The 22378-nt window shown below is 41.2% G+C and carries 18 protein-coding genes; 9 read left to right on the forward strand and 9 right to left on the reverse strand.

Features of this window, described 5'->3' with window-relative positions:
- Positions 1 to 175 precede the first annotated feature (175 nt).
- Positions 176 to 2308 (reverse strand): TonB-dependent receptor, encoded by a 2133-nt coding sequence (locus BIZ38_RS06860; protein ID WP_187489922.1) that lies wholly within the window; start codon positions 2306 to 2308, stop codon positions 176 to 178.
- Positions 2309 to 2412: 104 nt separating this feature from the next.
- Positions 2413 to 3264, reverse strand: coding sequence for a universal stress protein (locus BIZ38_RS06865; protein ID WP_187489923.1), 852 nt, complete (start codon positions 3262 to 3264; stop codon positions 2413 to 2415).
- A gap of 267 nt (positions 3265 to 3531) precedes the next feature.
- Between BIZ38_RS06865 and BIZ38_RS06870 the strand changes: the two genes are divergently transcribed.
- A complete protein-coding gene (locus tag BIZ38_RS06870) occupies positions 3532 to 4731 on the forward strand; it encodes an MFS transporter (protein ID WP_187489924.1) in 1200 nt (399 codons plus the stop codon).
- A gap of 86 nt (positions 4732 to 4817) precedes the next feature.
- Here BIZ38_RS06870 and BIZ38_RS06875 read toward each other — a convergent pair whose 3' ends face one another.
- Both BIZ38_RS06875 and BIZ38_RS06880 read right to left on the reverse strand, forming a co-directional pair.
- Positions 4818 to 5009, reverse strand: a complete 192-nt coding sequence (locus BIZ38_RS06875; protein WP_054551820.1) for a helix-turn-helix transcriptional regulator — start codon at positions 5007 to 5009, stop codon at positions 4818 to 4820.
- Entirely contained in the window at positions 5006 to 5434 is a 429-nt protein-coding gene (locus BIZ38_RS06880) for a hypothetical protein (protein WP_054551821.1), read from the reverse strand. The genes BIZ38_RS06875 and BIZ38_RS06880 overlap by 4 nt, the downstream gene beginning before the upstream one ends.
- Before the next feature lie 238 nt (positions 5435 to 5672).
- Here BIZ38_RS06880 and BIZ38_RS06885 point away from each other — a divergent pair, with 238 nt between their 5' ends.
- The 4 genes from BIZ38_RS06885 to BIZ38_RS06900 all read left to right on the forward strand — a co-directional run bounded on the left by BIZ38_RS06885 (position 5673) and on the right by BIZ38_RS06900 (position 13114).
- Positions 5673 to 8927, forward strand: coding sequence for a winged helix-turn-helix domain-containing protein (locus BIZ38_RS06885; protein WP_187489925.1), 3255 nt, complete (start codon positions 5673 to 5675; stop codon positions 8925 to 8927).
- Positions 8928 to 8950: 23 nt separating this feature from the next.
- Positions 8951 to 9328 (forward strand): DP-EP family protein, encoded by a 378-nt coding sequence (locus tag BIZ38_RS06890; protein WP_138619565.1) that lies wholly within the window; start codon positions 8951 to 8953, stop codon positions 9326 to 9328.
- Between the two features lie 150 nt (positions 9329 to 9478).
- Complete coding sequence (locus BIZ38_RS06895; RefSeq protein ID WP_316247573.1) at positions 9479 to 10459, forward strand: sensor domain-containing diguanylate cyclase; 981 nt, start codon at positions 9479 to 9481, stop codon at positions 10457 to 10459.
- Positions 10460 to 10594: 135 nt separating this feature from the next.
- Positions 10595 to 13114 carry a TonB-dependent receptor plug domain-containing protein gene (locus BIZ38_RS06900; RefSeq protein WP_187489926.1) on the forward strand — a complete coding sequence of 840 codons (2520 nt, stop codon included), beginning with the start codon at positions 10595 to 10597 and terminating at the stop codon, positions 13112 to 13114.
- A 58-nt stretch (positions 13115 to 13172) separates the two neighbouring features.
- Here BIZ38_RS06900 and BIZ38_RS06905 read toward each other — a convergent pair whose 3' ends face one another.
- Complete coding sequence (locus BIZ38_RS06905; protein WP_316247574.1) at positions 13173 to 14054, reverse strand: intradiol ring-cleavage dioxygenase; 882 nt, start codon at positions 14052 to 14054, stop codon at positions 13173 to 13175.
- Between the two features lie 231 nt (positions 14055 to 14285).
- Between BIZ38_RS06905 and BIZ38_RS06910 the strand changes: the two genes are divergently transcribed.
- Genes BIZ38_RS06910 through BIZ38_RS06920 form a run of 3 tightly spaced genes read left to right on the forward strand, consistent with a single transcriptional unit; the run spans position 14286 to position 17003 of the window.
- Positions 14286 to 15695 (forward strand): ATP-binding protein, encoded by a 1410-nt coding sequence (locus BIZ38_RS06910; RefSeq protein WP_187489927.1) that lies wholly within the window; start codon positions 14286 to 14288, stop codon positions 15693 to 15695.
- A gap of 4 nt (positions 15696 to 15699) precedes the next feature.
- Positions 15700 to 16395 carry a response regulator transcription factor gene (locus BIZ38_RS06915; protein ID WP_200909086.1) on the forward strand — a complete coding sequence of 232 codons (696 nt, stop codon included), beginning with the start codon at positions 15700 to 15702 and terminating at the stop codon, positions 16393 to 16395.
- Positions 16396 to 16454: 59 nt separating this feature from the next.
- The gene (locus BIZ38_RS06920; protein ID WP_187489928.1) at positions 16455 to 17003 is read left to right on the forward strand and encodes a hypothetical protein; all 549 of its coding nucleotides are present in this window, start codon (positions 16455 to 16457) and stop codon (positions 17001 to 17003) included.
- On the opposite strand, the gene BIZ38_RS06925 is transcribed toward BIZ38_RS06920, so the two are convergent.
- From BIZ38_RS06925 to BIZ38_RS06935, 3 genes are all read right to left on the reverse strand, one after another.
- The gene (locus BIZ38_RS06925; RefSeq protein WP_187489929.1) at positions 17000 to 17905 is read right to left on the reverse strand and encodes a tetratricopeptide repeat protein; all 906 of its coding nucleotides are present in this window, start codon (positions 17903 to 17905) and stop codon (positions 17000 to 17002) included. The genes BIZ38_RS06920 and BIZ38_RS06925 overlap by 4 nt on opposite strands.
- A gap of 96 nt (positions 17906 to 18001) precedes the next feature.
- Positions 18002 to 18148 (reverse strand): hypothetical protein, encoded by a 147-nt coding sequence (locus BIZ38_RS06930; protein WP_187489930.1) that lies wholly within the window; start codon positions 18146 to 18148, stop codon positions 18002 to 18004.
- A gap of 128 nt (positions 18149 to 18276) precedes the next feature.
- Positions 18277 to 19920, reverse strand: coding sequence for an amidohydrolase family protein (locus BIZ38_RS06935; protein ID WP_187489931.1), 1644 nt, complete (start codon positions 19918 to 19920; stop codon positions 18277 to 18279).
- 107 nt (positions 19921 to 20027) lie between these two features.
- On the opposite strand from BIZ38_RS06935, the gene BIZ38_RS06940 reads away from it, so the two are divergent.
- Complete coding sequence (locus BIZ38_RS06940) at positions 20028 to 20927, forward strand: LysR family transcriptional regulator (protein ID WP_187489932.1); 900 nt, start codon at positions 20028 to 20030, stop codon at positions 20925 to 20927.
- Here BIZ38_RS06940 and BIZ38_RS06945 read toward each other — a convergent pair.
- Complete coding sequence (locus tag BIZ38_RS06945; RefSeq protein ID WP_054551829.1) at positions 20924 to 22276, reverse strand: magnesium transporter; 1353 nt, start codon at positions 22274 to 22276, stop codon at positions 20924 to 20926. The genes BIZ38_RS06940 and BIZ38_RS06945 overlap by 4 nt on opposite strands.
- Positions 22277 to 22378 lie beyond the last annotated feature (102 nt).

A 22378-nucleotide genomic window follows, 5' to 3' on the forward strand; every position in this document is an offset into this window, starting at 1 on the left:
AATTTTGACATGTATGGATTCCTTATTGGTAAAAGTAATTGTCCAATCTCTTTATACCGTACTCACCCTATTTGGGGGAGGAGTCCATACATCTCCTACGAGCTAGGCCTTTGGTAAAGGCCTGTAAGCAACACCGTTCAGCTTCAAACTGACAGCTGAAAGCTGATAGCTTTCTCTAAAACCTATAACTCACACTGGCATTATACGAACGGCCTTGTCCGGCAAGTTGCTCAAAGCCATTGCTCATATCTTGCTTGTAATTAGCAATGCTTACACCGCCAAGTGGCTGTTGGTAATATTCATCAAGTAAGTTGGTAATTGCTAACTTAAAGGTTAAATTTTGCCACGTTTTCTGGCTTGAGATAGCCAGTAACTGATAACTGTCGGTTTGGTTTTCTAAACGGCGCTCATCAACATGAGTTTTACTATCAACCCATTGCCAGCTCAGTGCGTTTTGCCAGCCTTTGTATTCGTGCTCTAGGCTCAGCTCAGTGTGCAGTGGCATAATTTGATATAAGTCTTCATTGCTATCATCACGCTCACCATGAGTACTGGTTAGTGAGCCTTTTAACTGCCATTTTCCTGCTTGCTTTGAGTTGTAAAGCTCTACCAAGCCCGCCAGTTTTGCACCGTAAAGAGTGGCATCTAGGTTCGTAAAAGTAAGAATATTACGCTTGGTATGCGCCATGTCGGTGCGATTAAAGCTCTTAGTCACTTCAGCATCAATATAATCATTTACTTGCGTGTACCAAACATTTGCCGTAACTTGCCAGCTATCGTCTTTGGCAAGTTTGGTGTAGCTAGAGCTTAATGTGTGAGCTGTTTCGGCTTCTAAATCTGGGTTACCAATATAACCATTACCATCACCAAACCAACCAATCATGGTGGTTGCCATCGTACCTACACCCCAGCTATAACGCTCATATAAATTAGGTGCGCGGTTTTTACGAGCTAAACCAAATTGCAGCTCATCGTTATTCGATAATTGATAGCGAGCAAGCAAGCTGATATCAACTAAAGTGTCGTCACGTTTACGGTCTAATTGGTTAAATTCCATCGCAGCTTGGGCGTCGGTTTTTGACATATCCATCATTGAGCCCATATTAGCCATGCCGCTCATGCCACCTTCGTTATAAGCCTGCACTTCGCCAGTATCTGTGGTGACTTGCTCAACACGAACACCTGCCGACACCCACCATGCTTGGTTTACTTGGTTTTGGTACTCCGCAAATGCCGCAAGGCGGTCACGTTTGCCATCGTTAATGTTTACGTATTCATTTGGGCCCATCATCATTGACCCTGTAACCGCTGGCCACCAATCATCAATTCGATAACCGTAATATTCTTGCCCTAGCATTAGTGATGACTGTTTTGATAAGTCAGTGCGCCAATGAACTTGGTAACTGTAATCTTGTGCATCGGTATTCATCGGCATCATGCCGGTTTTCTCATTACTGAAAAAACCCATTTCGTGTTTTACATCATGCGCATTCACTTGCACCTGCAAATCACCATTTTCAAGCTCACGTTGATACTGAACAACGAAACCATAACTGGTGTTATCGGTCATATCCATGTATTGATTTGCAAAGCCTTGGTAAGGAATTTTTTGATGCGTCAGCTTAACCACAAGCTGTTGTTTCTCATTACGAATAGCGCCTGTTAAGGCATGATTTTGTACTCGATATAAGGTATCAAGTACACGCTCACCATGGCCATCATCATAGCTGTTAGCATCTTCAAAGCTGCCTTGGTAAGACAAGCTAAACTGTTTGCTCGCAAGGCTGGCACCTAGCGCGTATGCTTGGCTATCGTTAACGCTTTTGTACTGGGCGGTAACATAGCCTGCGCGCCAGTTCACTGAGTCTGAATCACTAAATTCAGGGGCAATCGTATTTACCCTAATAACACCGGCAATATTATCCCCGCCACTGCTTACCGGTGATACACCAGCAACGACACTGTAAGAGGCAATTTGATTTGCCGACACATAAGAGAGTGGCGGGTTCATTTGGTTAGCACACGCTGCTGTGACATCAGCACCATCAACTAAAACTTTAACTCTATCGCCCATCATGCCGTTCATTACTGGCAAGTTAGACACCCCTCCGGCCGCTGAAAAATCAACACCTAAATCTTTCAGTAACGCGTCTGCAGAGCCAACTAATTGATGGTTATTTTGGGCATGACCTTGTACTTCTATCACTTCAATAGAATCATCAGCAAAGGCTGAAATACTTAAAACACAGCTAAGTGCTGCAGCAATTTTGGAAAATAAAAAACCAGGGCGAGAAGATTGCGTGTTCATAACTCTTTTAAAATCAAAGCAAATAATTAATGACGCCGATTATAAAACTCATTAATTAGTCTGAACACGTGACATATTGTCGCACCCTGTCACAGGTAAATAACTTAGCGCAACACCACTAAAGGAATACGGCTATCTTCAAGCATTTTTAAGGTCGTGCTGCCTAAAAAGAACTGCCGCCATTTAGAGTGACCAAATGCGCCCATCACCATTAAGTCAACGGCGTGGTCACTTTTATACCGCCACAGCGCTTGGTAAACATCGCCATCGAGCATGCGCGCTCTCACATTAAAGCCGTTTTCAGCCAGCCTTGCTGAGGCAGTATCAAGTTTGTCTTGGCAGTGACCGTCTTGTTTATCAACCATCACCAAGTGGCAATCTAAGCCGGATAAAATCCCGCCCTTGATAATTTGTGTAATCGCTTTGTCGGTACTTTCGCTGCCATCATAAGCCAGCATAAAGTTTGTGGGCTCATGAAATTGCGGCGGCACAATCGCAACCGGGGTATGTACCTGACGGATCAGCGTTTCAATATGTGAGCCCAGTACTTTAAAATCATCGTAATGGCCTTTACCAGAGCGGCCAATAATCATCACGCGGGCATTGTCTTCATGTTCAAGCAAGGCATCAACAAGACTCATTGAAAGCTGCTGTTGCTCAATCTCGTTTAAGCCTGCATGCTCGGCTTTTTTCATTGCTTCATCTAGCAATAATTGACCGTGCTGCGACGCTACTTTGTTGCGCTCTTGCTCAAGTTTTGCCAATTGCTCTAACAATGAAGTTTGCGAACCTAAACCAATAATTGCGGTTAAATCATCACTGCCCTGCGGCAAAGGTGGCTCTAAAGCATGCAGAAAATTAATTGGATGGCTGGAGCGCTTAGAAATCCAAATAGCCGCTTCTGTCACCGCATCGGTCATGCATGAACCGTCGATACAAGCAAATATCTTTTTCATTACACTCTCCTTTAAACCAATTTAATTCACCAAGTATAGTTGGCTTTTTCTCTGTATTTATTTTGAACAGCAAAGACTTAAGAAGTTCAGGTTATTTTCTTATAGCAAACAAATATAGAACGTTCCAAAAAGTACTGTATCAACCCCATTAATTTGTATTAAAATAGCGCTGGGCACACATCTCTACTCCAGAACAAAGTATTTGTTACTGGCACTTTCAATTATCAAAAATCTATTTTGTTTTTAAATTTATTTTAAAGGAATTACATGACTAACGTAGCCAACTCCCAAGGCAACGCAAGCACGTTTACCATTCTGATAGTATTGGCTTTAGGCACATTCATTTTAGGCCTATCAGAATTTTCTATGATGCCAATGTTGCCCCTGATCAGCGAAACATTTTCGTCTACGCCAGCGCAAAGTGGTTATGCCATCAGCGCTTACGCGATAGGCGTCGTCGTCGGTGCACCGCTATTTATGATCACAACCGCCAACATGCGTAAGCGCAATGCACTGTTGATGTTTGTCAGTATGATGTTTTTATTCAATGGCTTAAGTGCTTTTGCAAACTCGCTTGAGCAACTTATTTTATTTCGCTTTTTAAGTGGTTTACCACACGGTGCCTACTTCGCCGCTGCTATTTTATTGGCTGCCGACATCGCCCCTGCCGATAAACGCGCAAGCTTTATGTCAAAAGTGTTTATGGGTTTAACCATTGCCACTATCGTTGGTGTGCCCATGGTCACCTTAGTGGGGCAAAACTTTAGCTGGCGTTATTGTTTGGCAGGCACCGCTTTACTTGCGTTAGTTGCCTTGGTATTGATTGTGAAATACGTACCTAACGTAAAAAATACCGCGCCAACATCGATTCTCGATGAGTTAAGTGTATTAAAGAACAAGCTCGTATGGACCATTCTAGGTATCATCATTATTGGTTTTGGTGGTGTATTTTGTGTTTACACTTACATTGCCGACACTATTTTAGAAGTCACCCATACCCCTGCTTACACTATCTCTATTGCTATGATCATGTTTGGTATTGGTTGTACATTAGGTAACTACCTATTAGGTAAAGCCGCCGACCACTCACCGCTGAAAACCACAGGGGCTGCGCTAATTGGTGCTGTAGTATTTGCAGCCAGTTATGTAAGCGCAAGCCATAATATTTGGCTGTTATACGCGGTGATTTTCTTTATTGGTTTTAGTGTTGGTTTAGGTACCGTGATCCAATCGTTATTAATGGATGTATCACCACAAGGGCATGCCATGATTGGTGCGCTAGTACAGTGTGCGTTTAATACTGCCAATGCCATAGGCCCTTGGCTTGGCGGCATGGCTATTGCTGGGGGCGCACTCCCTAGTCAAACAGGCTATGTTTCGGCGGCATTATTCTTAGGTGGCTTTTTAATGTGGTCGTTAAGTGCGATGCAGATGAAAAAACAAAGCTGTAAGCTCTCAAAAATGTAGTAGCGATTTTATATCGCGTAGGATAAATGGCGTTTAACCTGAATGATTTAACATTCGGCGTTAAAACGCCTCTTACGCTATCAGACTTACTCATCCTGAAATATCTCTTCGATACTCAGGTTAAATAAACGCGCGGCTTTAAATGCTAATGGCAAACTTGGGTCAAATTTACCTTTTTCAATCGCATTAATGGTTTGCCTAGACACATCCAAAAGCTCTGCGAGTTTCGCTTGGGTGTAGTTGTGCTCAGCACGAAGCACTTTCAAGCGGTTTTTCATTCTTCGCCCTCGTCGTTTAACTGCTTATTCATCATTAAAAGACTCACCAAATAGGTTAAGCCCATAAAGAGCACGAGGTGCGATATATCTTCTTTAAAGCTTATTAAACCACTTGATTGCACCACCGAGTAAGCTAAACCAAATACCAAGCTTGCACCCAAGGTAATGGCCATTGCATTAAGGTGCATACGCTGCTGCAGCTCATCCATTCCTTGTAGTTGTCGTTTGTTCGATAAAATCATCATGATGCCAACTACTACATTGATTAAGATTGCCACAACACTAAAAATAGCCTGCTCTTGCCATAAAAAATGCGGCCCAAATGAGGCAATTGCTAATGTAATCACCCATGCTGATGTCCATTTAGCGAGGTTTAGCGTGTTCTGCTTATTACGTTGTTTAAAGGTTAATCCTGTTTGATTCATTATTCTCACCTTAAAAGTAAAGTAAACTTGACTAAAGATTAACCTAGTAACACAAAAAGTCAAACAAACTTTACAAAAAGTTTTATATACACGACATCAATATGATTTTTTAATGTCAGAAAAGGCAAGGCGCTTGCTGTTGATCTCATAATATTGTATTAATCAAAGTATCCCGTAATCTAATATAAAATCGGTCCAATCGGACTGCGTTTCTAACAATAACAATGAAGATAACACTATGAATACGGCGCTGTTTTTCGTTGGCGAATGGCAAGTTACTCCGGCTACTAATTCAATCAGACGCGGTGAACAAACAAAGCATCTTGAACCCAAGGCGATGGATGTATTACTGCTGCTTTGCGAAAAACAAGGTGAGCTACTAACAAGTGAAGAAATTATCAGCCACTGCTGGCCAAATGTGGCGCTCGGTGACAACCCCCTACATAAAGTGATCACCCAATTACGTAAAGCCTTTGATGATAAAGCAAGCGATCCGCATTACATAGAAACCATTCGTAAACGCGGTTATCGGGTTATTGCCGAAATCAACTTTCCACTCAACGAAGAACAAAAAGCCAGCCAAACCAGTTGGCAAGGTGATTCGCCCTTTGTTGGCTTAAGTGCATTTGCACCAGAGCAAGCCGATGTGTTTTTTGGTCGAAACAAACAAATTGCCACTTTGCTACAGCGGGTATCGGCTCAAATAGAGTTTGGTCGCGCATTTTGCTTAATTTTGGGAGCCAGTGGTTCAGGTAAATCGTCGTTAGTTAACGCAGGTGTATTGCCCGCTTTAATGTCGAGTAATGGCTACGATGGCATTAGAGTACATAGTTACTGCCAACTCGACTTTGCCGATGTCAGCAAAGAGCGCTTACTGCTTGATTTAGCCTCAACCTTGCTCGATTTAGAAATAAACGACGCACCTGTACTTAGCGATATAAGCGCCGATGCGTTGGCTGAATTGTTATTAACAGATCCAGAACAGGTTATTTCCCGCTGTAAAGCAGCACTTGCAACGCTAAATAAAGAGTGCACTACACCCTATTTATTTTTATTTATCGACAGGCTCGAAGTGCTATTGTCATCACCTTTATTTAGCGATGACGAGCGCAACCAGCTGTTAGCACTTATTGAGCGCTTAGCAACAAGTGGCTGCATGATCATTTTTAGTGCCTGTCGTAATGACTTTTACCCGCAAGTAGTGAGTCAACCAAGTTTAATGGCAGGTAAAGCCAACGGCGCACACTTTGATTTATTAGCGCCAACTCGCTCTGAGCTTAAGCAAATGATCCGTTTGCCAGCACTTGCAGCAGGCTTAAGTTGGCAACATCACCCAGAGCATCACACACCGCTTGATGAACAACTTTGTAACGATACTGCCAATAACCCAGATGCATTGCCAATGCTGCAATACACCTTGCAACAGCTTTATTTACAGCGAAGCCCAGACAACGAATTATTGTTTTCTGAATACCAAGCGCTTGGCACCATCGAAGGAGCTATCGGCCAAAAAGCCGAACAGGTATTTTGCCAATTACCCAAAGACCAACAAACTGAACTTGCTGCAGTTCTTTCAAAATTGATCACCTTAAACCCAGATGGCGAAACACTCACCAGCCGTGCAGCACATTGGAGCGAATTAACCAGCCCAGCTGCGACCAAGCTTGTTCAGGCTATGGTCGACAGCCGCTTGTTTGTGTCACACCTTAAAAATGAGCAAGCCTGCTTTAGCCTTGCCCACGAAGCGCTGCTGCGCCATTGGCAACGCGCCATAGATTGGGTGCAAGAGCACCAACAAAGCTTAGCAATTCAAAGCCGTGTGCAACTTGCCACCGAGCGCTGGCTGCTTGAACAAAAGCACAGCGACTTTTTATTAGCGCAAGGCAAACCGCTGCAAGAAGCACAAAGCCTTGTGAGTAACCCTATGTTTAGCTTATCGAGTGACGAGCAAGCGTTAATTAAAGCTTCTAACAACAAAGCCAAACGTAAAAAGCGCGTGTTACAAATAACGGCGGCTGCACTTGTGTGCTTAACCTTTATTGCCACATTTATGAGCGTGCGCAGCTATCACGCCGAACAAGTAGCAAAACAAAAACGCCAAGAAGCTGAGAGTTTATTGGGTTTTATGGTCGGTGAATTTGCCGACAAACTCAGAAGCGTAAGGCGTATGGATTTACTGGATGGTATTAGCAACAAAGCCCTTGAGTATTTTACCAATCAAGACGAGGAAGTTGCCTCGTTGTTTGACTTTAGCGATAAACAAGCCCAGTTTAATAACCGTTTTCAATACGCTCAAACCTTAGAGGCCATGGGTGAAGTGGCCTACTCTCGCGGCAAAACCGACGAAGCCTTCACCGCCTTTGAAAATGCGCGAACGCGCCTAGAATCATTACTAAAAATTCAACCCAATAACCTAGATGTTTTAATGCTCGCAGGGGTCAATGCCTTTTGGCTTGGTAATTTAACTTATGAGCAAAGTAATTATTTAGCGACTGAGCCAATGTTCAAACGTTACTTGGCTTACAGTGAAAAAATGTATCAGCTTGCCCCTAATGACTTTAATTCAATTATGGAGCTATCTTACTCACACAATTCACTTGGCTCGCTGTATTTAAAGCAGTTTAATTACGCGCTCGCAAAGCAGAGCTTTACTGAATCTTTAAAACTTAAAAACCAAGCCCTTGAGCTTAAACCTAATAACAAAAATTTATTACGCGATAAGACAGATACTATCAGCTGGATTGCAACCACAGAAGAAAGCCAAGGGAATCTAAACGCTGCACTTGAACTACTTGAGCAAGCCTCTCAAGAGCTAATCAACATGCTTGAAACGTCACCGAATGATGCAAGCATATATAATTATTTAGCAAACACTTATATGCAGCAAAGCTTTTTATTGAGCTACTTCCCAAATAAGAAAGCGGCATTTTTAAAAGCAGAAAAAGCAACCAATGCGATTAATCAAGCAAGAATACAAGATCCAAAAAATCAAAAGTTTCAACGCACCTTTTATAGATCACTTGCATACCAATTAATGCTGTTAGATAAAAGCAAAAAAAGTGAAAGAGTAAAAGATGTTTTGAGTTACATTAATAACCAAGGGTTTTCAGATACAACCTCAATAAATATTCAAATTGGGGTGATTCATTATTATATCAATCGAAACCTTTTAAGAGAAGCCGAAGACCTTTTGTTAAAGTTAGAAAGCAACTCAGACTTTATAGAGAGAATTTCTGACACTAGCAAAATAGAAAACCTCGCTGCTCTGATAAAGGTTAATTTAATTAAAGCAAAGCTTGCTGAAGACAAGATAGCAAGACAACAAGCATGCCAAGAAGCTATTAATGCAATTGAAGAAAATAATAACGGCGATAAAAGTATAAAAAGAACTTACCCACTTATTAAAGCCTACACCTGTTTAAACAAGGAAAGTGAGGTAGGTACAATTAAAAGTAAACTAATAGAGTTAGGTATTACTAACTTTGATCTATAAAAAACAACTAGAAGGTAATAACAATGAGCGAAAGTCAAACTTACAATTTTTCAGTGAATATTAAACTTAACACTGAAAATGAAGCTTTATTCACATACTTCCAAGACGGTCAGCAAGTTTCTGGAGGCGGCACTGTGAATGAAAGAAACAGCCTAGGTATTTATACACTTGATGATGCAACAGTGGATGCTGGCTTTCAATTTACAGGTGCTAAATTTGCAAACCTTGAAGGTGATTGCGAGCAAGACTTTAGCTTTAAAGTCACTAACAATGGTCAAACAATTGAGATTGCCGATTCAGATGAAAATAGCGGTACTGCGTGTATGATTTTCATCGTAGAGTGCAATGGCACAAGCTATGAAAGTGCAGATCCACAAGTTGAGAACGAAAAAGAAAACTAAAAGCCTCTCGTGAAAAGCTCCTTTTTAGGAGCTTTTTTACATTATAAAACAACAAATTAAAACCAGAAGATTACCGGAAGGTTAATTTGCACTTTTTTAAGTAACTTTATAGACACCAAAATCGTTTGCATCGGTAAAAAGGAAACGAACGTGTCTACTAATAAAAATGAACAACCAAGCACTGCTAAATCAGAAACGAAAAGCGCACTTGCGCAGTCTATCAATTCAGAGCAACTTGCACTGATTGCACAAATGTTTCAGAGCATCCCTGAAGGAGTGTTTATCATTAATGGCCAAGGCACGTTTGAATTTGCAAACCCGATGGCAGCACAGCTTTTAGGTGACAACCAAGAAGCGTTAATTGGGCAAAACATTTTACATTACCTACACGACACCGACCGTGATAAATACATGTATACCCTACTCAGTTGGTTAGACCATAAAGACTCGCCGATAAGTCTTGGGCCAAACGAAGTTAAAATAAACCGTGCCGACAGTAAAACCCTTGAGGCGGATTTATGTATATCGAGCCTGCCAAAAAACATTGCCGTTGCAGAAAATTTATTTATTTGTGTATTACACGATTTATCATCACACAAAGAACAATATAACCGCTTAATTAAACAGGCTACCACTGACCATTTAACCGGCCTTGCAAATAGATTAACCCTTGAAGAGTCATTAAAAGAGCATTGGCAAGAAAGCGTACAAACCAATCAGGCTATTAGCACTATATTAATCGACATTGATTACTTTAAATTATTCAATGACCGATTCGGTCATGTAAAAGGCGATAAATGCTTACAAAAAGTAGCAAGTATAATAGCAGAGTCACTCCCTTCTCGCGATTGTTTAGCAGCCCGTTATGGCGGTGAAGAATTTGCTATTATATTACCCCGTTGTCAAAAAGACACAGCCGCCGCTATTGCTAAACATATTCAAATAAAAATAAATAACATGCCATTTACTGACATAGGATTACCGAGTGATTTTAGAATAAGTGTAAGCCAAGGAATTGCTTGCGAGTTCAATAATCAATATCGTACTTCAGAAGCATTAATTTGCGCTGCAGATACTGCTTTATACCGAGCAAAAACAGAGGGCAGAAATAAAATAAGCATTAGCGCGTAAACATAACAGTAACAATAAAAACATAAATTCAACAACAATCATAAGTAACACATATACTATATTTTAATGTTATTTGTTTGTTCCCGTTTCGTATTATAGACTAAATTCAGTTAGATAAGTCAGATGGGAACAATAATGACATTATTCAAAAAATTACCTTTGCAACTTGCAATCGCAAGTACGTTAGCTGCATCAGCGACTGCAATCGCTGCTGAGCAAAATACAGAAGATACAGCAAAAGATATTGAGGTTATCTCTGTTACAGGTACACGTAGGAGTTTACGTAGCCTTTCTGAAAGTACAGTGCCAGTTGATCTACTAACAAGCCGCGACTTAGCAAGTACTGGTCAGCTTGAAATTAGCCAAGTACTTGCTTCACAGTTACCAAGTTTTAATTACCCTAGCGCCACTCTTGCCGATGGTACTGATCATGCAAAACCAGCCGTTTTACGTGGCCTTGCTCCTGATCACACTCTGGTATTAGTAAACGGTAAACGTCGCCATGCAGGCGCACTATTAAATTTAGGTGGCACAGTGGGTCGTGGCTCGACGGCCGTTGATTTAAACAATATTCCTACTTCAGCTATTAAGCGCGTTGAGATTCTTCGCGATGGTGCTGCAGCACAATATGGCTCTGATGCCATTGCTGGCGTGATCAATATTGTACTAAAAGACGCTGATGAGGGCGGTAGCGTTAGCTACACTTACGGTGAATACGACACGCAAATGGCTGGCTCGCCGCAACTACTAAGCACAAGCGCTGATAACGATGGTAACTTGAGCTTTGCAAAAGGCAGTGATCGTAAATTAAACGATGGTATTTCGCGAACAGCAAGCGCGAATGCCGGTTTTGCTTTAGGTGATAACGGCTTTATAAACATCTCTATCGAATCTCGCAATAACGAGCCAACAAACCGCTCGGGAATTGATCAACGCGAGCAATACAGTCGTGATGATAATGGCAACCTAGACTCACGTGAATTTGATTTCGACCGTTACAATCATCGTTTTGGTAAAGCCGATATCGAAGACTATGCACTTTTTTATAATCTAGGTTACGAGTTTGATAACTCACTATCACTTTACTCGTTTGCTAGTTACTCAAACCGTAAAGGTAATTCGGCAGGCTTTTATCGCCGTGCCAAAGACTCTCGTAACTTAACCGAAGTATACCCTAATGGCTTCTTACCTGAAATAGATACAGATGTTGATGACTATTCATTTGCGATCGGTGTTAACGGCGAAACCAATGACTGGACATGGGATGTAAGTACCAATTATGGTCGCAACGATTTCGGCTTAGGGGTCAGTAATAGCTTAAATACGTCGATGGGTGTTAGCAGCCCAACTGAATTTGATAACGGCGCCCTTGTCTATGAGCAATACTTAATTAACATGGATGCCAGCAATACTCTTGACCTTGGCTTACCTGATGATGTGTTTGTTACCGTGGGCGCTGAGTATCGTCATGAAAATTATCAAATCAAAGCAGGTGAAGAGGCTTCATACATCACCGTATTGGATGACGATGGCAACCCTGTTGCTGCTGGTGGCGCACAAGTGTTAGCTGGTTTCTCTCCAGAAAGTGCAACTGACGAAAGCCGCCATAACATTGCGGTATTTGCTGAGTTTGATACTTACCTAACAACAGATTGGAATCTAGTGTTGGCTGGTCGTTTTGAAGATTACAGCGATTTTGGCAGCACTTTTACCTCTAAACTAGCTACGCGCTACAGCATTAACGAGTCATTGTCGTTACGCGGTGCAATTAGCACAGGTTTTAGAGCGCCTTCACTTGCACAAACTTCTTATAAATCAGTAAGTACTGTATTTGAAAACGGTATTCCAAGTGAGGTCGGTTTATTCCCAGTTGATGAACCTGCAGCCCAAGCTCTAGGGGCACGCAAACTTGATGCTGAAGAATCAGTTAATATGACGGCGGGTTTTATCTTTACGCAAGGCGGTTTTAGCCTGACGCTTGACGCATATCGCATTGAAATTGACGACCGTATCGTATTGTCTGAAAACTTAAGTGGTCCCGAAGTTGAAGCGATTCTAGCTGCAGCTGGTGAACAAAACACTCAAAGCGTTCGATATTTTACAAACGCTATTGATTCACGTACGCAAGGTGTTGATATTGTAGCTACCTACTCATTAGGTTTAGAAAACTATGGTGATTTACGCTTAAGTGCTGCGGTTAACTTTAACGACACAGAAGTCACACACGTTAAAGAAAACCCAGCAGAGCTAGAAGCACTAGGTGATAACTATCAATACTTCGCACGTCGTGAAATCACTCGCTTTGAAGAAGGCACTCCTGCTGATAAGTGGAACCTATCTGCAACATGGGATTATGAAAACTTTCAGACCACATTACGTGCAACCCGTTATGGCGAAGTCGTTGACACTTCAAGTACGCCTGAAGGTGATGAAATTATTGATGCTAAATGGATCACTGACTTAGAGGTAGCTTATCGTCCCGATGAGCAGTGGAAATTTGCATTAGGCGCTAATAACCTATTTGATCAGTACCCTCAAGATACTGTAAGCAATATCGGTTATAGTGATTTCAATCAAATCTTTACCTACAGTGCATTTACGCCATACAGTTTAGATGGTCGTTTTGTTTACGGTAACATCACTTATAGCTTTTAAAAAATAGGGCGTGAAAGCAGTAATTGCTAACACGCCCTAACCTACAATGATGGGTTGCTTAATTAATCTGAATAGTGTGGTAGGCCAATAAAGTGCCATCGCTATTTTGTGCTGTATTTAAAATAAACTGCTCATAATCACTACCAAACACATTATCGTTGCTAGCAAGGGTTGTATCTTGTTCACCTCGTGATTTGTACTCGCTGTGAGTAGTACAAATTTCTTTAGCGAACGCATCTGTAAAACAAAACTGACTAATTACATAGTCGTTATTGTTGTTCGACACTTTAAAATGAATATGAATAGTTCGCCCCGAATACCAACCTGGAAAATGCGTTTTAAAGTTCACACGACCACTACTATCTGTGATCAATGAACCTCGGTACCAGGTGCTTGCCTCTGCTTCGGTATCGCCATCAGTACAGAAATCACCCGCAAAACGTGAGCTATCAGAACTACTACTTGTATCACCCGAGTAAATACCGCGGGTATCACAGTGCCAAACCGATATTTCGTAATTTGCTAATGGGTTACAGTCACTATCAATTAACTGTAAACAAAGCATCATAGGCAAACCAGTTAAGCCATCCGAAATATCTTCGTCTGCATCAGCTTGGAAGTAACAGGGGCCTTCTGTTGTTGCTTTAGTAAGTGCTAACACACATGCGGTGGATGTTTCAAAAATACTGTCATCCGGAAAGTCATCAGTAATAAGCGCTGTTGTGCCCGATACATATTCACTGTCGTTCGTGGTTGTTGTATCGCCTGTATCAGTGCTGGTGCCTGTGCCCGTTGATGAGTCGGTGTCTGAGGTTGTGTCCGTTGACGATATTGTGTCTGAGTTACAGCCTAAAAATGCCAACATAGGCACAGTAGCAAGAGAAACCCCTAATGTTTTTAGCATTTTTCTACGAGTATAAAGTTCAGGTTTTAAAGTCACCTTGTGCCCCTTCGTTAACTTGAATAATTAGCGTCGAGTATAAAGAACAAATGTAGAGACTTTGTGTAGAAAAAGTGGTGCTTTTATAGAGTGATTAGGATGCACATGCCAAAAAATAGACATTTATAGTATATTCAATTTTGGCTATTACATTTTACTATTATACCTATGAAGTTAATTCACAAACTCTTAATTACGAATCTTATTATTACGTTGCTGCTGGTACTGACCATGTTTGGTCTTAATGCAATAACTAATAAGCGTATGCTCAATAGTGTATTTGAGGATATAGACAACGAAGCATTTAACCTTATAGCCACTGAAATTAGCCAGCAGTACCAGCAAACGGGTTCGATTGGTATGTTTATCGACTCTAAAGCTCTGTGGTATGAGCTAATTAACCGCAATTTTCACTCAAGCCGTTTATTGTTTTCGCCGAACAGACCAAAACCAAGAGAGCCCAGACCTTTTTCACTAGAAGGCCCCCCTCAAAAGCACATGCAAAATGAGGGAATGCCACCACCTCGCAATAAACCGATGGCTGATGACTTTATGCCTTTTGAAAAACGCCTCAGCTTGCTTGATGCAAAAGGCAAAATATTGATTGCAGGCAATACCGATACTGAGGTCGTGAACGAGCAAGAAATCACTCACAATGGTGCCGTTGTTGCAGTGCTGCAGTTGCATGCTAACGGTAACCATGTCAGCGCGCTTACTCAGCATTACCTTAATACACAAATTAATATCAGTTTGTGGACAGCGGGGATTGGTTTATTAATTGCTTTATTGTTTAGTTACTTACTCGCACGTCATTTTACTAATCCTATTTCACAACTAAAAGAAGGTGCAAAAGCCCTTGCTGAGCGCGAGTTTGAGACCAAAATTACAGTAAATAGTAGCGATGAATTCGCCACCTTAGCGGAAGATTTCAACCGTATTGCCACAGAGCTTAGGCGTTTTGAATCGCAGCAAAGTCAATGGATTATGGATATTTCTCATGAACTGCGTACGCCTTTAACTATTTTAGAGGGCGAACTTGAAGCAATTAACGATGGCATTATCGAACCCAACCAAAAAGCGATAAGTTCACTACAAGAAGAAGTGGCGCTGTTAAGTCGACTTGTGAACGACTTACATAAAGTCAGCACACTTGACAAATACAGCTTCAACTACCAGATGGAAGAGATTGATTTTAATACCTTAGTAACTTTACAAGCGCATAAATATGCCTTTAAATTTCAATCAAAAAACATCACCCTCAATGCAACCTTATCTGAGCAACCCGTAATAATTTTGGCTGATCAGAATCGTATTACACAAGTACTACAAAACATTTTAGAAAATAATTTACGCTATACCGATGAACAGCAAAAAGTCTGGTTAGATTTAACCGTGTCTAAGCATCATGTATTTTTGTCGATAGAAGATTCTGGCCCCGGTGTCCCCGATGAAGCCCTTGAAAAACTGTTTGATCGTTTATATCGCACCGATAGCTCTCGCAACAGAAAAACCGGCGGTTTTGGCCTAGGTTTGGCGATTTGCCAAACAATTGTTGAAGCCCACCAAGGAAAAATAAATGCAACTAAAAGCCGGTTAGGCGGTCTGTGTATAACGTTAAAACTCCCGCTTGCAGAGGCGTAATAATATGTCAGAAACCATAGCAAAACAGCATATTCTCGTTATTGAAGACGAAGTTAAAATTGCCGAACTAATAGAAAAGTATTTATATCTGGAAGGGTTTAAAACAAGCTTAATTCACGATGGCACCTGCGCACTTGATGCTGTTAATGAGCTAAACCCTGACCTCATTATTCTCGATATCATGTTGCCAGGCACTAACGGCATCGAGCTGTGTAGCAAGATAAGACAATACAGTGATGTGCCTATTATTATGCTTACGGCACGGGTTGAAGAAATTGACCACTTAATTGGTTTTGATGTCGGTGCCGATGACTATGTTACTAAACCATTTAAACCAAAAGAGTTAATGGCACGTGTAAAGGCTATTTTAAAGCGCCGCCGTATGCCAACTACCGCACCAAATACGCTCAAAGCGGGCAATATTATTGTTGATCCGAGCGAATACAAAGTACTGGTAAATAATGCAGAGCTAAAACTAACAATTAATGAATTTAGCTTATTAAAAATATTAATTGCCTCACCCAATAAGGTTTTTTCACGCCAAGATTTACTAACCATGACCCAAGGGAAGTACTTTGAAAGCTACGAGCGTAGTATTGATTCACACATTAAAAACTTGCGTAAAAAGCTGACACAAGCCGACCCTAATAGTCATTACATTGAGTCAATTTATGGTGTGGGATATAAATTTAAAACTTAAACAACCTTTTTCATACTTGCGACGACTAACTAAATAACATAACCCTGTAGGATATCATTATGAATTTAGTACGCATCAGCGCAAGCGCACTCTTAATTGCTGCCACTACCGCTTGTATCGGCCTCTCTAGTGCCAGTACAGCGAACGACCAAGGTGATTATCGCGTTATCACTTTTAAAGACTGTAAAAAGGTGAGCGAAATTACCCTCAATAACGAACAGATTGCTGCATACCTTGAGCTTAAACATGAGCAAGTAAAACTAGAAGCGCTAGAGCAACCAATTAGCAACATAGAACAACAAGTGACTGAGTACTCTGAGCAAATAAAAGCGATCGCCGAAAAAGCTGTTATTGAAGACGAGAATCACCTGCGAATTAATAAAAGCTTATTAAAAGAGCAAGATAAGTTGGCTACAGAGCTCAATAAACTGATAGCTGCTCATGATGCCGATTTTAAAGCGCTAGAGCAGCAAGCAAAGTTAATTGAACATGCCGCTAAGCAGTTTGATAAAACTATGAAACCTTTGATGGAGCACGGCGATTCAACCCATCTACAAATTTTAGCGCCAGGTGAAGATGAAAAATCTGGGTGTTTTTACACTATCTAAAGCACATTACTAAGATGTGCATAAAGTTTCGCATGTGATTGACGAATGTCTTCTTTATGCACTTGTTTAAACCACTTTAAAGCCTGTGCTGGCTTGCCAGCTTGCCAATTGATTTCAGCAAGGCGTAATTTATAAATAGCAACTGCGTTGCGATCTGAGTCCGTGTCCATGAATTTGAGTGACTGCACATAAACATGATCAGCTTTCACATAATCAGCAAGAAGTTGATGAGTACGGGCTAAGTTACCTAATGCTACAGAAATCTTACGATTATGATTAGTTTTTAAAATCCAATCAGCTGCAATTTGTCGGTTTACAAGTGCACCATCTATATCCCCTAATGAATGAAAAACATTCGCTTTATTCGACGCTAATTCAAAATGAAAAATGGGGTCTTTGCTTTTGCCAAAACGGCGCTCTGCCCTATCAAGAATTTGCAACGCTGTTTCTTTATTACCAAACACAAATTGCAAATTGGCCAGCTCGACCATACGCATCGGATTACCAAACGAATCAAAAATAGCTTGTAGCTTTTCAAACGCTTTCGTCGCATATTTATGACCAGTTTCTGAGTCACCTAAATAGTGTGTTGATTTTGCGTAATAAAAGTAAACTTGTACTTGAAAGACGACTGGCAATTCTTCACTTGTAATAAAAGGCTCAGCGCTTTCCTTTAAAGCTTGAAATTCCATTTTGTCGTAGAAGTAATCTAACTGATACGATTTAATCTCATACCAACGCGCAGAGTCAATCTCGCTGCTGGCAAGCTGCTGATTAATGTAATCTAGACAACTAATTTGCGATTGCCGCTCACAAAACATCTCATGATCACTAAAGTTTTCAGAGGCTGAGGCATTAAAACTAGATAACCCCAGCAATAACATGGCTAACTTTTTCTTCATCCACAATTATCTCAGTGATAACACCTTCAGAAAGCTAACAAAGTTTAATGCTTTATAACAGTATTTTTTAACTAAATTAATAATTGTAACCCAGCACTAAGTTTGAACTGAGTCGTAGTCACGGTCTTCTGTTACAGCAAATGGCTTGAAACTTTGTTGTTTATCAAATTGATAACTTTCACCAATAGCGGCGAAATAACCTGAATAATTGTTAGACACTACCGAATACGCTGTGGCAGTCATTAATGTCCATTTTTCGGACAATGATCTTTAATTAGTAAAGCCTCTTTACCTAACTCTATATTCCTTTTATCTAACTACAATCAGATATATAAAGTTAGGTTTAGAGTATATAGTTTTCCTGTGCATCACTACAACGCAGCGATACACTCCACTTCAACCTTTGCGCCAAGTGCCAAGCCGCTGGCTGCAAAAGCACTTCTGGCGGGTAACTTAGTAAAAAATGGCGTGTAAGCTTTATTGGCTAAAGGCCAGTCTTTTATATCTGCCAACATAAGGGTGCATTTAACAACATCGTTAAAATCTAAATTGTGATCTTGCAAAACAAAGCCAATGTTTTTCATTGCCTGCGTCATTTGGGTGCTGATGCCATTGCCAGCCAACGCCATGGTGGTTGGCAAGTTGCCTAATTGCCCCGATAAAAATAATAACCCAGCCGCTTCACGCGCCATCACGAACGGTAATTTTTCATTATCACCCAAGTGGATAAATTGGCCATTTTTAATTACATGAACAATGTTTTGGCTATTGGTGATTTCAATACTTGGATCACTGTTAAGTACCACAAGATTCGCCGTTTTCCCTGCCTTTATTGAACCTGTTTGCTTTTCAATGCCTATCACTTTTGCACCATTAATGGTTGCAGCCTGTAGAGCTTCTAAAGGTGTTAAACCTGCCCGTTCAACTAATAACTGCATTTCATGGTGCACCATAGGCGTTACAGTATTAAATCTATCACTGGTCACATCGGTACCTGCTGCAATAGTTACACCGGCTTGATGAGCCAATTGCGTAAACAACCCGCCCCACTTATTGAGCAATAACCCTTTTTCACCACGAGAGGCTTTGGTTTTATCAAACACCGTTAAGGTTGAATCTAGAATTGCGCCCTTATTTTTCATCTCTTTTATAAGTGTTTGATAAGCATCTAGTTGCTTTGCATCGCTTTTTTGCTGCTCTGTTAAGGCGACATTTTTACGGCGCATATCATAGAAATTTTCAATTACTTGCGCAGCAAAATCGGCAGCATGTGAAATTGTTTCAACCCCACCATTAACCGCTTCAAGCGGTGTTGCTGGGCCAATAAAAGCATGCGACCACACCTTGAGGTCATTATTTTTAGCAGCTTGAGATAACTTTGCGACCACAGATCCTGGCACATTTGCATAAATTTTGATGCCGGTTGCCCCCAGCCCTTTGCTACGCAGCATAATGGCATCAAAGTCACTGTGTTCATCAACGGCACGCATCCAGTCCACAGCACCGGGGATTTCACCTTTTGCAGAGGCGACTGTGCGAGGGTCAGAAAAGAACGCTTTACCACCAATAATCACAGAATAGTAAATATCCGGTGATTGAATAATATCGTTATCGGCTCGTCTTTTAAGTGAGCTCAAAGCACGGGTATCACCGCCCATATCGCGCACACTTGTTACACCCCCCTGTAAAAGCTGACGCAAGCGAGTGCGCGTGATTTCATCGTTATCAGAATCATCAGGCGAAGTAGCATGGTGCACATGAGTATCGATTAAACCGGGTATTACATACATACCTGCTAAATCGATTTTAATGACATCATCGGCAAAGCGACGAGATCTCACAGGAACAATTTGTTTGATTTTGTCATCTTCTATGATGATGGTTTGTGCTTTATTAACCGACAAGGCTTCCACGTCGATTAGGTTCACATTTTGTAATGCAATGGTTTGAGCCATCACCGACGACGATAAACCCAATGCAATGCTGGCAAGTAATGTGTTGATGCCCGATTTCATAATCACCTCTTATTCTTGTTTTAACTCCCAACTTACACCTGAATTACTTGGTTTTACATCTCACAAAAGTTTATAGTGTATGAACTTATAGTTTAAAAATAATAACAATGAACAAACTAGAAGCCGTTAGAGCCTTATGCTTAGTCGCTGAATATCAAAGCTTTACGCGGGCTGCTAAGCAGATGCAGCTGTCTACCACCATGGTAAGCCGCCATGTTAAACAGTTAGAGCAAAACTTAGGCTGCTTGCTGCTAAAGCGAAACACCCGTAAAGTTTGCTTAACTGATGCAGGGCAAAACTATGTTCTGCAAATGAAGCCTTTACTGAATAAATTTAATGAAGTTGATGAAGAGATAAGCGGGCTTAGTCAAGCGCCTAGCGGCAAGCTGGCTATATCAGCCAGTATTGAATTTGGTTGCCAATATTTAACACCTTTGATCAGCCAATATCAGCATGCTTTTCCCGATGTTAAATTAGATATTGTATTGTCTAATACGCCCGTTGATTTATTTGATAGCCAAATTGATCTAGCATTTAGAGTTGCTCCTTCATTACCTGATGCCAACCATATAGCGCAGACAGTTTGCCATTCATCATTATCTTTGTGGGCAAGTCCTACCTACTTAAAAAAGCATGGCACGCCAATAGATATAGCAGCCTTATCGGAGCATAGATTACTGTTTTTCAGTCATCATATTCGTCATGACCAATGGATTTTTTTGCTAGATGGTCAGCATGTTTGCCGCAAGTTTAACTGGGCAATGACTTCTAATAATGGCCGATTTTTAAATGAAGCAGCGGCAGCGGGTGATGGGATCATTCAAGCCCCTCGTTATTCAGTCGCCCCGTTTTTAAAATCAGGCGAATTAGTCGAAGTGTTAGCACAACACACCCTAAATCCACTAACGATTGCTGCGGTTTATCCGCATAGGTATGCGCTGTCAAATCGGGTGAAATCATTTATTGAGCTGGCTAAACACTACTTTAGCCAGCATCCAATCCCTTAAAGAAGGAGTAAACTACCTAAACCTAGGAAGGTAACAAAACCGACGATGTCGGTGACTGTGGTCAGGATCACAGAACCTGAAAGGGCTGGATCAATTTTAAGCTTATCTAAAATCGATGGGATCACCACCCCTGATAACGACGCGGCAACTAAGTTAAGTAAAATAGCGATAGTGATTGTTAAACTTAACATACCATCGTTGAACCAAAAATAAGTGAGTACACCAATCACAAAGGCCCAAACACAGCCGTTTAATGCCCCTACTCTTAGCTCTTTCTTTAACAGTGCTTTGCGGTTGGAGTCGGTAACCTGACCAAGTGCTAAACCTCGCACAATAACCGTTAACGTTTGACTACCTGCAATACCGCCCATAGAAGCGACAACCGGCATCAGTACCGCCAGCGCAACCACTTGCTCTATGGTTGCGCCAAACAAACCAATAAACCAAGATGCAAGAAATGCCGTTGCTAGGTTTATACCAAGCCAAATACCGCGGTTTTTTGCCGACTTAGTGACACTTGAGAACAGATCCTCGTCTTCACGAAGACCACCGGCTTTTGCAGCGGCTTCGTCGGTCACTTCTTGACGCAATTCATAAGCAGATGACACTGACAATCGGCCTAATAATTTGTTATCGGCATTCACAACAGGCATCGCCATTTGCTCACTGTGAATAACCACTTCAGCAGCTTCGTATAAGTCGTCATCAGCATGTAAAGCCGATACATCAAGGTTCGCGTAATCCAGTAGGCTGTCGTTATCATTGGCTTTAAACAAAGCATTGATAGCCACTTCACCAATGAGAGTGCCCTTACGACTGACTAAATAAATCACCTCGGTATATTGCGGTAAACCTTTTTGAAAAATTTTACGCGCGCCTGCCACTGTGAGTTTTTCTGACACTTTTAGCGCATCAAAATCGAGCCAGTGACCTAACTGCTCTGGATTATATTGCTGTGCAAGGTCGTACTGTTTTGTTTGAACTTCATCAAGTTGTTTACGTGCATAATCAACAAAGCGCTCAGGAATAATTTCTTCAAGTTCAAGTAATTCTTCTACGCTCACTTCGTCAAGTAGCTTAAACCCTTCAGCTTCATCTAAGCTTTGCAATAACCAGCGACAGCTATCGCCACCTAGGTTAATGAAGATTTCATGTTGTGTATCTTCATCAAGTAATTGCCATATTTCTAAACGCTGTTCTTTAGGTAACGCTTCGAACAATAACGATAAATGTTCAGTAGAAAGCTTTTCCTTAGCATCAGCAAGTAACTTATTTTTGCGTGTTGTGGTGTCACACTGAAGCAAGTCATCAATTAACTGGGGAAGTTGGTCAACAGGATACTCAATCATTTGAGACCTCGGTTAATTACATCAATAACAACAGTCTAACGCAGCTGGCAAAAAATAACTGCTCTGAAAAGGTATATTTTTTTGAAACCAAGCAATTACCCC

Origin of the sequence: Pseudoalteromonas sp. BZK2, from assembly GCF_014349195.1 — a bacterium.
GTDB classification, from domain to species: Bacteria; Pseudomonadota; Gammaproteobacteria; order Enterobacterales; family Alteromonadaceae; genus Pseudoalteromonas; species Pseudoalteromonas simplex.

Bases quoted from the DNA above. Each gene is read 5' to 3' on its own strand.
- BIZ38_RS06860 (WP_187489922.1), bottom strand. From the start codon at position 2,308: ATGAACACGCAATCTTCTCGCCCTGGTTTTTTATTTTCCAAAATTGCT.
- BIZ38_RS06865 (WP_187489923.1), bottom strand. From the start codon at position 3,264: ATGAAAAAGATATTTGCTTGTATCGACGGTTCATGCATGACCGATGCG.
- BIZ38_RS06870 (WP_187489924.1), top strand. From the start codon at position 3,532: ATGACTAACGTAGCCAACTCCCAAGGCAACGCAAGCACGTTTACCATT.
- BIZ38_RS06875 (WP_054551820.1), bottom strand. From the start codon at position 5,009: ATGAAAAACCGCTTGAAAGTGCTTCGTGCTGAGCACAACTACACCCAA.
- BIZ38_RS06880 (WP_054551821.1), bottom strand. From the start codon at position 5,434: ATGAATCAAACAGGATTAACCTTTAAACAACGTAATAAGCAGAACACG.
- BIZ38_RS06885 (WP_187489925.1), top strand. From the start codon at position 5,673: ATGAATACGGCGCTGTTTTTCGTTGGCGAATGGCAAGTTACTCCGGCT.
- BIZ38_RS06890 (WP_138619565.1), top strand. From the start codon at position 8,951: ATGAGCGAAAGTCAAACTTACAATTTTTCAGTGAATATTAAACTTAAC.
- BIZ38_RS06900 (WP_187489926.1), top strand. From the start codon at position 10,595: ATGACATTATTCAAAAAATTACCTTTGCAACTTGCAATCGCAAGTACG.
- BIZ38_RS06910 (WP_187489927.1), top strand. From the start codon at position 14,286: ATGTTTGGTCTTAATGCAATAACTAATAAGCGTATGCTCAATAGTGTA.
- BIZ38_RS06915 (WP_200909086.1), top strand. From the start codon at position 15,700: ATGTCAGAAACCATAGCAAAACAGCATATTCTCGTTATTGAAGACGAA.
- BIZ38_RS06920 (WP_187489928.1), top strand. From the start codon at position 16,455: ATGAATTTAGTACGCATCAGCGCAAGCGCACTCTTAATTGCTGCCACT.
- BIZ38_RS06925 (WP_187489929.1), bottom strand. From the start codon at position 17,905: ATGAAGAAAAAGTTAGCCATGTTATTGCTGGGGTTATCTAGTTTTAAT.
- BIZ38_RS06930 (WP_187489930.1), bottom strand. From the start codon at position 18,148: ATGACTGCCACAGCGTATTCGGTAGTGTCTAACAATTATTCAGGTTAT.
- BIZ38_RS06935 (WP_187489931.1), bottom strand. From the start codon at position 19,920: ATGAAATCGGGCATCAACACATTACTTGCCAGCATTGCATTGGGTTTA.
- BIZ38_RS06940 (WP_187489932.1), top strand. From the start codon at position 20,028: ATGAACAAACTAGAAGCCGTTAGAGCCTTATGCTTAGTCGCTGAATAT.
- BIZ38_RS06945 (WP_054551829.1), bottom strand. From the start codon at position 22,276: ATGATTGAGTATCCTGTTGACCAACTTCCCCAGTTAATTGATGACTTG.